This window comes from Vibrio penaeicida (genome assembly GCF_002933855.1).
GTDB classification, from domain to species: Bacteria; Pseudomonadota; Gammaproteobacteria; order Enterobacterales; family Vibrionaceae; genus Vibrio; species Vibrio penaeicida_A.
The window spans coordinates 1-13,933 of record NZ_BFAQ01000030.1 but is presented as its reverse complement, the minus strand read 5'-3'; the positions used below and the strand labels follow the sequence as shown (position 1 = coordinate 13,933).

The 13,933-nt window shown below is 41.9% G+C and carries 9 protein-coding genes; 8 read left to right on the top strand and 1 reads right to left on the bottom strand.

Going from position 1 to position 13,933, the window contains the following annotated elements:
* Positions 1-3: 3 nt before the first annotated feature.
* From VPNCDNU1_RS17610 to VPNCDNU1_RS17600, 3 genes are read left to right on the top strand one after another with little or no spacing between them, the layout of a single operon-like run.
* Complete coding sequence (locus VPNCDNU1_RS17610; RefSeq protein WP_104401532.1) at positions 4-1,056, top strand: UDP-glucose--hexose-1-phosphate uridylyltransferase; 1,053 nt, start codon at positions 4-6, stop codon at positions 1,054-1,056.
* A 32-nt stretch (positions 1,057-1,088) separates the two neighbouring features.
* Positions 1,089-2,246, top strand: a complete 1,158-nt coding sequence (gene galK, locus VPNCDNU1_RS17605; RefSeq protein WP_104401531.1) for a galactokinase — start codon at positions 1,089-1,091, stop codon at positions 2,244-2,246.
* Positions 2,243-3,271 (top strand): galactose-1-epimerase, encoded by a 1,029-nt coding sequence (locus VPNCDNU1_RS17600; protein ID WP_104401530.1) that lies wholly within the window; start codon positions 2,243-2,245, stop codon positions 3,269-3,271. Before galK ends, VPNCDNU1_RS17600 begins: the two co-directional genes overlap by 4 nt.
* A gap of 108 nt (positions 3,272-3,379) precedes the next feature.
* Here VPNCDNU1_RS17600 and VPNCDNU1_RS17595 read toward each other — a convergent pair whose 3' ends face one another.
* Complete coding sequence (locus tag VPNCDNU1_RS17595; protein WP_104401529.1) at positions 3,380-4,585, bottom strand: hypothetical protein; 1,206 nt, start codon at positions 4,583-4,585, stop codon at positions 3,380-3,382.
* 447 nt (positions 4,586-5,032) lie between these two features.
* Between VPNCDNU1_RS17595 and VPNCDNU1_RS17590 the strand changes: the two genes are divergently transcribed.
* The 5 genes from VPNCDNU1_RS17590 (at position 5,033) to VPNCDNU1_RS17570 (ending at position 13,504) form a co-directional block, all read left to right on the top strand.
* Positions 5,033-7,450, top strand: coding sequence for a two-partner secretion domain-containing protein (locus tag VPNCDNU1_RS17590; protein WP_104401528.1), 2,418 nt, complete (start codon positions 5,033-5,035; stop codon positions 7,448-7,450).
* Between the two features lie 12 nt (positions 7,451-7,462).
* Positions 7,463-11,584, top strand: a complete 4,122-nt coding sequence (locus tag VPNCDNU1_RS17585; protein ID WP_104401527.1) for a DUF637 domain-containing protein — start codon at positions 7,463-7,465, stop codon at positions 11,582-11,584.
* Between the two features lie 3 nt (positions 11,585-11,587).
* The gene (locus VPNCDNU1_RS17580; protein ID WP_104401526.1) at positions 11,588-12,619 is read left to right on the top strand and encodes an Imm49 family immunity protein; all 1,032 of its coding nucleotides are present in this window, start codon (positions 11,588-11,590) and stop codon (positions 12,617-12,619) included.
* A 193-nt stretch (positions 12,620-12,812) separates the two neighbouring features.
* Entirely contained in the window at positions 12,813-13,148 is a 336-nt protein-coding gene (locus VPNCDNU1_RS17575) for a hypothetical protein (protein WP_104401525.1), read from the top strand.
* A 14-nt stretch (positions 13,149-13,162) separates the two neighbouring features.
* Positions 13,163-13,504 (top strand): hypothetical protein, encoded by a 342-nt coding sequence (locus VPNCDNU1_RS17570; RefSeq protein WP_104401524.1) that lies wholly within the window; start codon positions 13,163-13,165, stop codon positions 13,502-13,504.
* Positions 13,505-13,933 lie beyond the last annotated feature (429 nt).

The following is a 13,933-nucleotide window of genomic DNA, read 5'->3' as shown; positions in this document are numbered from 1 at the left end:
GCAATGAATTTAGGTCAATTTGACCCCAAGGAGCACCCTCACAGACGATACAACCCATTAACAGGGCAATGGATATTGGTTTCTCCACACCGAGCAAAACGCCCATGGAGTGGGCAAAGTGATGAAATTGAACTGGGTAGCGAGGAAAGCTATCAAGGCAACTGTTTTTTATGCCCAACGAATACGCGGGTGTCAGGAGAAGTGAACCCAGATTACAAAGGGTGTTTTGTGTTCCAAAACGATTTCGCAGCACTCATGCCTGATTCGCCTTCACCAGAAAAATCGGACGATCCGCTTTTTCAAAGTGGTGCGGCTAATGGGCTTAGTCGAGTGATTTGTTTTTCTCCCGACCATAGCAAAACACTGCCTGAATTGAGTGTGAGTCAAATTACGGAAGTGGTAAACACTTGGGACGCTCAAGTGACAGAACTCGGTAAAGAATACCTTTGGGTACAAGCTTTCGAAAATAAAGGTGAAATGATGGGGTGTTCGCAGCCTCATCCACATGGTCAGATTTGGGCGAACAGTTTTTTACCGAATGAAATTGCACGTAAAGATGGGTTGTTATGGGAATACCGTGATTCTCATGGCAGTAATTTACTGTTGGATTACGCAATGAGGGAGCAAGCATTGCAAGAGCGTGTTGTTGTCGAAACAGAAAGCTGGATTGCCGTTGTTCCTTATTGGGCATCTTGGCCATTCGAAACATTATTGCTCCCGAAGTTTAAAGCACAGCGTTTTGCTGAGCTGAACGGCGCGCAAAGGGAAGATCTTGCCAAAGCACTTAAAGCCTTAACCACTCGATACGACAATCTATTTCAATGCTCGTTTCCCTATTCGATGGGATGGCACTTTGCTCCGTACTTTAAAGACGAACGCGACATTGATCATTGGCAATTACACGCACATTTTTACCCACCGCTATTACGCAGTGCCAGCGTACGAAAATTCATGGTGGGGTACGAAATGCTCGCAGAATATCAGCGAGATCTAACGCCAGAACAAGCGGCAGAAAAGTTATCTGCGCTGAGTGATGTGCATTACAAGCAGGCTTGATATCACTTGGTAAAATGATTCGGAGAGAAAACATGAACGAACTGGTGAAACACGTACAACATTCGTTTATCAATGCGTTTGAGCAAGAACCTAGCCACCTAATACAAGCGCCCGGGCGAGTAAACCTGATAGGTGAACACACCGATTATAATGACGGTTTCGTGTTGCCATGTGCCATCAACTATCAAACGGTTGTGGCCGCCAAAAAGCGCGAAGACAACTTAATAAGAGTCGTTGCGTTGGATTATGGCAGCGAATACGACGAGTTCAATATCGCAGAACCGATATTAAATGAGCCAAATAAAATGTGGTCGAACTACATTCGTGGCGTTGTACTGCATTTACGCCATCGTGGGTACGTATTTCAGGGGGCAGATCTGGTGATTTCAGGCAACATCCCCCAAGGTACAGGGTTGAGTTCTTCTGCGTCACTGGAGGTCGCGATTGGTAAAACCGTGTCTGAGATCTACGATCTTGATATAGACGAACAAGACATCGCGCTTAACGGACAAGAAGCTGAAAACCAGTTTGTAGGCTGTAATTGCGGCATTATGGATCAATTGATTTCAGCAAAGGGCAAAGAGGGCAGTGCACTGCTTATCGATTGTCGGACATTAGAAACGTTGCCAATCTCGCTGCCAGACGAATTGGGGGTTCTAATCATCAATTCCAACAAGAAGCGTGGTTTGGTAGACAGTGAATACAACACGCGACGTCAACAATGTGAAGAAGCCGCAAAATTTTTCGATGTCCCCGCTTTGAGAAACGTGTCAGAGCAGCAATTGTACGCTGCTAAAGATCAGCTAAGCGACGTGGTTTATCGCAGAGCAAAGCACGTGATCACTGAAAATGAAAGAACGGTATCCGCCAGTTTGGCGTTGAAACAACGTAACGTCGAAGCACTGTCTGCATTGATGCGTGAATCTCATCGCTCGATGAAAGAAGATTTTGAAATCACCATTCCAGAAATTGATTACTTGGTGGCAAAAATCGACGATTTGATAGGGAGCACTGGCGGCGTAAGAATGACGGGCGGAGGCTTTGGTGGCTGTGTGGTAGCACTTGCCCCTAAAGAAGTGATTCCACTTATTCAAAAAGACGTGATCCCCAGTTACTTCAATAAATTCGGACTTCATGCCGAGCTGCACGTATGCTCCGCTGAGTCTGGTACGTCGGTCATTGCGCTATGAAAGGAATAGCAAGAGACGGCAAGCCACCCAAGGTGGTCACATTGACCAATTCACAAGGCATGTCGGTGTCTGTGATGGACATTGGAGCAACATGGTTAACCTGTGTTTTACCCCTAGAAAGTGGTACTCGGGACGTGGTTTTAGGCGTAAACAACATGGATGATTTCTATCGCCAGACTGCGTACTTTGGCGCTAGCGTAGGGCGCTATGCAAATCGTATCGAAAATGGACGCTTTACACTGAATGATACGGAATACCAAGTTTCGCAAAACCAAGCACCGCATAGTTTGCATGGCGGTACAGAAGGGTTCGATAAAAGGCGTTGGCAAATTGATGATCACAACAGCCAGTGCGTTGTGCTATCGCTGGTGTCTGCCGATGGCGATCAGGGCTTTCCCGCTCAGATACAGGTAAAAGCAAAATATGAGCTGAGTGAAGATAATCGGTTGCTCATCGAGTATTCGGCGCGCTCTAATGGCGACACGATTGTTAACCTAACTAACCACGCCTACTTCAATCTGGATGGGCAGGGCGACATCCTTAACCACAAGTTAAATGTTCATGCCGATGAATACCTACCCGTTAATGCAGAAGGTATTCCAGAATTGGAACCGTTGAGTGTGATCGGCACGGGCTTTGATTTTCATACCGTGAAGCGCATAAAACAGGATTTGTTACTGGATGAACATCAACAAAGAGTTGGAGGATACGATCATTCTTTTATTCTTAATGGCTCAATTGAAAGCGCTAATCAAGAACAGCCAACTCTGACAAAGGCGTGTTCATTAATATCTTCTGATTCCGCAGTAGCGTTGAATATTTCGACGAACCAAGAAGCGATTCAAGTGTACAGCGGAAACTATCTTGCAGGCACGATAGGAAAAGAGGAGGCATACAATATTCACAGCGGTATTGCTCTTGAAACTCAGTGCTTACCTAATTCTCCAAATCGCAATTTGTCCGCTTGTTTATTAAAAGCAGGTGAATTGTATCTAAATACCACGTCATTTCAATTTGTGTTTTGATATTGAGTAAAGTTTGGAGCGCGATAAATAAAACCTGACTAGCTAAGTAGTCAGGTTCTAATATAGGTACTTATATATTCATCGTGTAATTATAACTTAGGCGGATAATCAGTATGCTGATAGCCCAAGAATACGATATTTACCTGAGTGAATAATGGTATTTTCTTCATTGCTTTGTAAATCTAAGCGATGAATATTGTTTAGATTTGACCAAAATAAATACTTCGAATCTTCTGATAGCCCCAATGCAAATAGGTTTCCATCATGGCTTTCATCTAAATACAGAGTTTCTAAGTTAGAGCCATCGAAGTTTGCTCTCTGTACCGCTTTTGCAGTATTCCAATATACCTTTTGATTGAACTCGTCTACCACGATGTTCATTATGCCAAAATACGTTCCGGCGATGATTCCTGATTTTTCGTTTGCTAACAGGGTGCGATTCACACTCGTGTGCTCGCCTAACTCCGAACGAAATAACTGGGCAGGATACGTATCAGTTCCACCCACACCAAAAAACAAGGAGTGTGTTTTTTCGCTGATACCTAACCCCATAGGAATGCAGTCTGCCATGCAGCCTTCTTGAACCGGATCGTAAATGACATGGCTGCTCTCATTGCTATCAGAGCCGTCCCCAAACAAGTCATTTCTTACAATTACATCCATCAATTCAGTACTGTTGTAAATCCAATTGTTGATAGGGTCTACAGCGGTATTCCCCAAACCTCTTACCGTCAATTGGATTTGATTGCCAAGATACGTGCCATCCAAATCATAAACACCGATACCGTTCTCATTAAAGCCCGATATGCGAGTGTAGATTTTGCCATCGTTATAGGTAACGGTGGTTAAGCCTTCGCGCTGTGCAAAGACTTGGGTATTCGTTCCATCTGCATTGGCGCGAACAAGTTGGTTGATTTCTCCTGGAACATGCTCAATCCAAACGATTTTGTTTTCTTGCTTAACGCAATCGGCACCATTGTAAACGTATTGCGTTTCTCCAGAATAGATCACGTTTTCATCGCATAGGATATAGCTCTGCGTTACATGATCGAACACACCCACTTTATTAATGATGTCCCCAGGTTTTATATTTACTGTGGTTGAAGAGAAAAAATCATCCTCAGGGAGATAATGGTGACTTTCCCCTGAGTATATAGTGCCGTTTTGAGAGTCAGCGGATATATTATCCATAATCTCTGATTGAAATGCACCATAAATAGGTGAGTTACTTATATTATCAATGATGATGTTGTAGCTTCCTGCATAAACTGAGGAAGAAAGAATACAGCATAACAAGCCATTCAGTTTTTTCATTATTTTGTTTCTCCTTTTTATTTAATCTTATATTGAAAAGGATAATTAAAATAATTTATTTTTAATGGCATTTATTAGTTACATATATGCAGAGAATATTATATGAACTTGGTAAATATCATTGAATTAAAATAAGCGATAAATAAATCTACAAAATTATCATTGCCAACATTTTTTTAACAATGAAATGAGTCGGAGTTTGAGCGTAAGAGGAATGTTAGAGCTGAGAACTTTGATTATTGCGTATTTGAGCAATGTGTGAGATTTGCTTTTTTTAACGTTATGGAAAGTATTTGTGTGAGCTCACAATTTGCATTATTTATCCATCTCAATAATGATAAGTATTATGATTATCATTTACATTTCTATGGAACTCTTATAACTTCACAACTTTTATGACTAAATCTAACAAATATATAGTGTAAAATAATATAAGTAGTGGAAATAATGAAGAAAATAACTAAGTCAGTTGGGCCAAAGCTAAGGAGTGTCCCTTTTGCGATAGCCATTTCCCTTTTGTTACCGACAGGCATTGCATATGCTGACTCGGTTACTGGGATAAATGTAACAAGTGCTGTTGCAAAATTAACTTCAGATGGTAGAAATGTGTTTTACGTTTACCCAGAAACTCAGGTAAATGTGACCACCAGCCGAACCAAATTCTCTCACTTTGATAATCGAGATAACACGCTCTACATCAACAACAACCCGAAGATTAACCCAAAGCTCATTGAGCCTTCTAACATAACTGTCATTGAAAACCTGTCTAGCCAGCCGATGGTGATTGGTAATATCGAGGTGTTAGGTAAACGAAGTGACATTTTGTTTGTCAGCCCTTCAGGGATTGTATGTGATTCATGTAACTTCAAAAATGCTGGGAGAGTCACGCTCGCCGCAGGCTCTTTAAGCAATAACCACCAAGAAATCACAACAAAGAATGGTGTTATTACCATACAGGGTAGTGGGTTAAAAGCTGTTGATGCTGATGTTCTAGATTTGGTAAGCGAGCGTTTGCTGCAAAACGCTGAAATTAATACATTTGCTAAAGCCAAAAAACTTAGTAGTGGTAGCTACACCATGGATTCGAGGGGAAATTACTCAGCTTCCCAAACCCGGCTACACATAAATCTTGGGGATAGCATCGTTAACTATCATTCCTTGGAGTCTCAGTTAAATGATGGGGCTGATGAACATTATTTTGGCTTACAGGTCAACCACCCTATCAATGCAGGTAGTATATATATTCATGCACCAGGCAATGTGGCTTTTGCGAATTTACAAAAACCTATTCTGAATACAAAAGCAGACATCACAATAGTGGGAGAGCACAACGCGAAGTCACTCATTCCATTTGGGGATATTACGGTATCTTCGTACGGGCAGGTAAAACTTCTTAACTCTCAGCTAGTCTCATCATCTTCAGTGAAGTTAAAAGGCAGGAGCGTTGACATCTCGCCAAATGATGCTTTTAAACAAACGAGCATCGAGGGTGATTATGTTTCAATTATTGCAAAGCAAGGCATTGTTAACAAGGGATTGATAACGGCTAGCGAGTTTCATGTCAATTCTGAATCCTACTCAAATATCGGTGGTGAAATATTTGCGAGTAAAGACATCTACATCAACACATTGTTAGCACTCAAAAATATTAATCGTGGGATGTTGGTAGGTAATAATGTTTACCTTTCTTCAGGAACGGAGATTTTCAACGGGCAAAATAAGCCTTGGCGTTGTTTGCCACATGCATCTTATTCGAAAAATAAAGGCCTTGGTCAAGGTAATGTTCATATACCAAATGACAACGTTGATTTAGGTCAGGGGGCAGGATTAATTACTGGTAGCGGTGCAGATCCGTGCCCAGAAAATCGCAGAAGATACTGGTCTAAAACTGAGCGCGAAGCATACATCTTCGGGTTTAATATCGCGATGAAAGCACCAAAAGTTATTAACTCCAATCCAAGGTTGGATCGCTTTAATAATATCAACGAATACAAAGCGCGAGCGTCACGAAAAGATCTAGCTACTATAGACTCTTCCAATGATGTCTCTATTTCATCAGAAAATACTCTTCAAATTGAAGCCAGTACATCGGTTCAAAATGGCTCTGGAAGTGTTGAAGTGTTAAATGGAGACTTTATATTAAAAACACCAACATTTGAAAATCAACGTTATTACATAGCTGGGCGTACACATTCCAGCAGGGTTCCTTGGTTTCAGCCGAACCCTATAGAGCCAGCATGTATTGCAAAGGAAAACGAATTAAGACGCATACATAATGAAAACTTTTTTACAGTTCGTGAGGCAATGAGACAACTTTTGCGGCCCGGTGCCTGGTTGGAGCACATTATGAGAGCCTGGGATATGCACGACATCATAAAAAACTGTGAGAAATACGTCAAACCATATGAAGGTCCAAATGTGCAGTCTTACGTAACAATTTACGAGAATTGGCTATCAGCAAATACGCCTGTTCCACGTGTACTAGTTGGGAAAAATTTAACGATAAGTGGTAATAAATTTAGTAACTTGGCCGGCAACGTGGAAATCCTTGGTGAAATGAATGGATCGTTGTCTAGCTTTGAAAATTTAGGGCTAACACTTAGAAAGTCGCTTGTAAAAACAACTATTACTACTCATTCCAAAAGTTATTGTTCAAGACGTGTATTTGGTTGGTGCGTAAGCCGAAGAACGGAACGCTGGACGACTACTTCAGAGCAACTCCTCTCCATGAATGATACGAATCAAGTGCCAGCACTGTTTTATTTGGGGGCTGGGCAGTTCAATGTGACGGGAAATGTTTCAAAACCTACCATTGATTCCGAAGGTACCATCCAAACGGGCGACATCACTTACGGTAAATTCTAAGAGAGCATCCATATGAAAAATACATTCAAACATGCTCTTCAAAAGATGAAGTGCAACCCTCAAAAATTCACGGCGAATGTTTTGCTAGTTACGCTGGCGGCTCAATGGAGTATGCCAGTTTATGCGGGCATACAGTTTGCTAAAGACGTCAAGATGCTTGAGGACTCTTTAAATGCAGCAGCAAGATTAGAGCTTGCTCCTAGCAATAATGATTATGAATACAAAGAAATTTTCCCTTACCCGGTTCCTGATATCTTTGATGGGTTTGAATACTTTTACACTCAAGCCTCTCAAAATAACGCAAGCCAGTTTACCGATGTTAAGTGGATTCCTATCAGTGTTGGTGACATTACAACGTTTATTCCGAAAGCACCTGAAAAACCGAAATTTATCGGTACCCCTTATGTAGAGAGAGATATTGTTAGGTTACAGCTAAATCAATTGCTAAATCGAAGCTATATCTCAGCTGGAGCATTAAGCGACCAACATTCTGAGCAGGGCTACAACGGTATGATCCGCTTGCTCTACAAGAATGGGTTGGAATGGTTTAAGAAAAATCCAGCAGTTAAATTTGGACAAAACCTAACAGAAGATCAGATCAATATTCTGCCAAAAGATATGATCTGGCCCGAAATAAGGGAACTGACTACGGGTCAGAAGATTGTGATTCCTTTTGTGTATCTTACTCAAGCTACGCTAGGAACAAAAGTAACGGAAACTACTTTGGATATCCGTTCTGGGATAATTAAAACACACAATTTCTACATTAATGGTGGTCAAGTTATTGCTGAGCGCAATGCCCATATCGACGCTTATAATGAGTTTGTAAACCGCAAAGGTAATGTATCCGCCGACGGAAATCTCATCATTCGCGCAGGTGAGATAGAAAACTTGTCCGGAGTCATAAGTGGTCGAGAAACACAGTTGCTCGCTGACAAAATTACCAACGAAACACTAGTATATCGCCACAACTACGAGCATGGTTTTTCTGAGCTTGCAGGGCAATTATCGACGATTACTGGTGTTGATAGCCTAAAAATCCAAAGTGCTGGTGATATTATTGTCTCAGGAGGTATTTTAAATTCAGACGGTACACTCCAAATTAAAGCGAACGGTACGGTTCAGCTATTACCAAAGGCAGTAAGGCAACAGCATGCCCAGCAAGGTGAGAAGTGGACGGACTCCTCCAGTTCGTTGAAGAACATCCAGACTAAGCTTTCTGCGGTTGATTTACTCTCTATCGTTTCTAAGCAAGCAATATATGCCGAGGGTGCACTTATCGAAAGTGAAGGCATTCTAGAACTGCTTGCTGATATGGGCATTGTTCTGGTTGCAGCAACAGATACTTCTAGCTACCAGAAAACCTTTGAAGCCAGCAGTAGTGGTTTATTCGGAACGACGGAAAAAAGCTCTGAATCGGAAAGCCGAGCAAATATCGTTCGTACCATGCTAAAGGCTGGTCATAGCCTGATCATAAGCTCGGAGTTTGGTCCAGTTACACTACAAGCTGTAAACCTAGAAAGTGAAGGGCTAACCAAAGTTCTTGCAGGTGACACGATTAACTTCAAAGCCTACCTAGAGAATCACGAGAAGAATGAAACGGAGTCTTATGAAGGGCAACTTGCCTTTAGACATGCGGGTAAAGGCTTCTCGAAGCAGTATGAATACTACAACCAGTTCGTAACTAAAGGTGGTTTGGTATTGGAGCCCGGCTCTGGTATCAACATCGAAGTTATTGGCGACCCAAGCAGCTTTGATAACACCTTAGCGTTACTCAAAAAATCTCCGGACATGTCTTGGATCCAAACGGCGGAAGACACCATTACTGCTAATCCTGAGCTGAGCCTTGAGTGGCAAAAAATTAAGGCTGTTGCGGAAACATGGGATTATGACAATAAAGGTCTAACTCCGGCGGGTATGGCGATTCTTGCTCTAGCTGTTGCAGCCGCAACTGGTGGGACAGGGATAGCGACAATAGGTGCAGGCACGACAACGACAGGATTACAAGGTGCGTTGTACAGTGCGCTTAACGCTGGTCTGAACGCCATGGCAAATCAGGCAATGTCTGGCTTACTTGCGGGTAAATCACCTAGTGATGTATTGAGTGAAATGGCTTCTTCTGAGTCTTTCAGTAACCTAGCAACAACCATGGTTACAGCCGGCGTCATGGACTATATAGATACCTCTCTAATGGGAGATGTTAATAAGTCTGTAGAGCAATCAGTCGCAGGTTCAGAGTTTATTGATAACGTTGTTCCAGACTTTATTGGTGACGCAGGAGAGGTTGCGAAATGGACGACACAAGCAACCAATGCAGTTCTTCATTCTGTTGTTTCCGCAAATGTTGATAGCCTGCTGTCTGGAGATGGGTTCACGCATGTGGGCGACCTAGATGAAGTGGCACTTAATGCCATCGGTCAGGCCGCAGTAGCCACCGTCGGTAAGAACCTTGCGAACCAAATTGGTATGGCCGCCAAAGGTGTTGACGCTCATGGCAATGAAACAGGCGAAGACCCTATTAATGCGGCTACTAAATATATCTCACATGCAGCACTTGGTTGTGGCTTAGGTGCGTTGGTAACTACTGTAAACGGTGGGGATCGCGACCAAATACAAGCAGATTGTGGTTCTGGAGCTCTGGGAGGTGTAGTTGGTGAGTTTGTCGCGGAAGAGTTCATTAGACCTAAAATTGAAGCTGAAGCAAACAAAGTCAAACAACAAGCAGAGAGCTTTACCAAGGAGACTTTAGAAGAGCTTTATTCAACAGAATATGTTGATCCTGTCGCATTCCAACAAAATGCGGAAAAAAGACTCAAGGAAATGATGGATAAAGGGGTCAATGTTTCCAAGCTAGTAGCAGGTATAACAGTCTTCGTCGGTGGTGGAGATCCGAATATAGGTGCGCAAGCCGGTGGCAACGCTGCTGAACACAATGCGTTTTTCCTAATTCCGTTTCTTATCAAAGCCGCAGCCGTTGCAAATATTGCTTACACTGCATATCAAGTTGTTCAAACGTTAGATCAAATTGGAGCCTTGTTACGAGGTGAAGAAGAACTTGATCCTAAGGTTGTCCTATTGGCTCTTGCTGCTCAATTAGGCGAAAACATTGTACTAGGACGTTTAAAAGCGCTCCCATTTGATAAGCTCTGTGCCGAAGTTGCAAGAATAGCGAGGGAAAGTGGTCACGGTCAATATGCGGAGGCTATTGCAGGTTTACCTAATAGTTTCAATATGGATGCTAGTGGCAATCCAGTTAAGCAAAACGGTAGCTATAGCAATGGCGTCGAGACTAAGTTTGTACCAAAGAACCGAAATAATTTTGCTTACGAGAAACCAGAGCAATGGTCAACAGAGCGATGGGAAGAATACAAGACGTTCGTGAAAGCAAGATCACGAGGTCGATCAGATGTAACGCCAGAGAAATGGGCGTTTTATCGAGACAACGACTATACACTAAATGAACATGGCAACTGGGTTGCACCAGCTAATGCGATTAAACTTACTGGAGATAAAGTCGAGGTCTCATATCCAAAGGATTTAGTTCGAGATAACGATGTTGTCGACACTATGATTGGAAATCCAACCGTTTCTGATTTAGTGAAGTCTCGAAAGGCTAAGTTAGATAGAAAGCGAGAACTGGAAGAGCTTGAGAAGCAAGGTAGCATTACAGATACTCAGTTAGATGAGCTGTCAAAAGCGAAAGGGGTGGTAACCAGAAGCTCGGAAGCACTTGGTGAAAAAGCAGCAAGTAGTTTTGCCAAAAGTAATAATCTAGGTAAAAACCTTGAGGCAGGTCCGGGCTTAGGCAATGGTTCTGGTCGCTTTGACCAAATCTATGAGAAGGACGGTGTTATCACCATTCTGGAAGCCAAAGGTGGATCTGGTACATTGGGATCCAGAAAGGTAAATGGTATCAACTATCAGCAAGGTCATCCGGAGTACACCAAAGCGATCTTGGCAGAGATGGAAAGGGTTGGACAGATTAACCCGAAGGTCGCATTAACACGGCAAAAGATAATGGAAGCATGGGAAGCAGGGAAGTTGCAGTATAAAGTTGTCCATCAAAAGATTAAGACTGACAGCGGTGCGCTGGATAGCGTGAAGGTAACCGATTTTGAACAAGGTAAGATATAGAAAATGTCTAACGAAGATACGTTAAATCTAAAAGTAAGGTCTCATCATCTCGAGAATTTTCGTAGCCCTGATTTAATACGGGAATTTAGTGAGATATCGATTGAGTTTATTGTTAAGAGACTAAAAAATGACGACCATTTGTTGGATTATCAGCATTCTGCACCTAAAACTTCAGAATATTGGCTAAAAGAATACATTGGAAATACAGTCTTAAACCACTGGTCCCTTGAACATGGTATGTTCATGTTAGCGCAGTCTTCTGAGTTTGCTCGTTTGCATTGGCTTATACATCGCCATCAAGGTGAAACGCTGGATGTCAACTTATTTGACAGGCAATTCCAGGTAGAAACCTACATAGAACGTCGTGATCTCGACAACTCAGAGGATAGGCTAACGGCGTGGCTAACTGATATCAGTGCCGCTATTTTGTGCAATGACCAAGCTGCGCAGCAGGAGATGTTTAAAGTCGAGCACAAAGATCTTTGCCAGAGTTTTGAGGGACAACCGATACGCGACATCGAACTGGCATTTTTTGATTTATTCCATGCATTTTTGTTAGGTGAAAGTGACAAGCAACGACAAATTCAATTGATAAAAACGGTGATCCCAATTCTTACCGATGAAATTTTAATTGAAGCGTGTGACGGCAACGAATATTGGCCAGACTTCTATCAATGGCTTCGTTTTCCTTTGTATAGCATCATATCCGTATGTTGGGGTTATGAAGACACCTCATTGGATAAAGCCGTTATCGCGTCTATAGATGCTAACTATGAGTATTATTCTGAAATTGAGCCGCGCCAAAAGGGAGGAAAGACAGGTAAGGAATCACTGGATTTATTGGCTAGTGAAGCCATGTTTCACACAATTACCACCGCGTTTTTAACCGCACACTACAGGCGAACAGGTCAAACAGTCAGCTTTGATACCCCCTATGTTCCACAATGGTTGATCAAAGGCGAAGGTCCCACCCGTGAGGAAATCTTAGCCAACCCACCGGTGTTTGATCTGGAATACGTATTAGGCAACCAATAAAGGAAAAAGAGGCTTGTAAAAGCAAGCCTCTTTATTTCAAGGATAAATAATGAAAAAGAGATTGCAAACCATACAGGGTGGTGGAGCTGTTCAATTGAAGGGATATTTGTTTATCCAAAATAATAAACATTTCTCTCAATACAAACTAATGATTAGAATTAATTAACTTTCTTAAATTTAAAGAGTGATAATTATGAAAAAAATTCCAATGATTTTATTGGCGTTAATTTTTCTTGCGCCTGTTGTGAATGCAAAAGATATCGGTTTTGGTACGTTAAAAGGAGTCAAGGTTTACGATTTTAAAACAGACAATTCTTTGCGTATTTATTTCAATGATAGTGCTACCCACCTAAACAAAGATTGCAATGGTATTGCCCGCTTTACATTCAGCCGTCACAGCCCTGAGTTTATCGATAAAGTGTTAAGTGTTGCTATGGCTGCGCAGATTTCGGGTAAAAAGGTCCGAATTCACTCGGAAGACGGCAGTTGTGAGGGGGCATTTATTGCACTTCAACAAACGTATTTTTAAATAGTAGGTAAATTATGAAGAAATGGATATTCATTGTATTGCAATCGGTATTATTGATATTTGCGAGCGGGACAGCTTTTGCGAATTATAACTCGAATATGACTGGTGTTCTTAAAGGTGTTTTTGTATATACGGATGGCGACTACATATATTTAACGTTAGAGAATCAACCTAAATCTCACCCAACTTGTAAACCTAACTATTTTGTTATTCCGGATACGGTACCGAGTGATAGAAGACAAATGTTACTTTCTCGATTATTAACGGCTTATGCATCAAAAGAGACAGTGAATATAGGGTTTGATGCGAGGGGAGATTGTGCTCACGGGTATATTCGTGTTCATCGAGTTGGTTAGATACATTACACATTAATAAGAGTATTTATGAAAAAGTATTTATTGGTCTTGTTTGGTTTATTGTTTAGTTCTTCAGTGTTCGCTGTTTGAAATAGCCAAGGTGGAAAGATTGTCCATATTGGTTCAGTCAATGATGCGATTTTGTTTAAGATAGCTGGAAATTCTGAATCTAATCGCCCTGCTTGCGCCACTACTGGACGCTTTTCTGTTCACAAAGATAGTGTACATGCATCTCTTGTTCTCACTGCTTTTGCAGCTGATAAAACACTAGCGAATGTCAGAGGATTAGGAACTTGCCACCTATGGAGTAATTCTGAAGACTTACGCTGGATTGAAATTTGTCCACTAAGTGGTTGTCCTTAGAAAACTTTGAAAGAGAGGCTGGTGAAAACAGCCTCTTTTTTTGTATGGAGAAAACCCCCAGCTAGG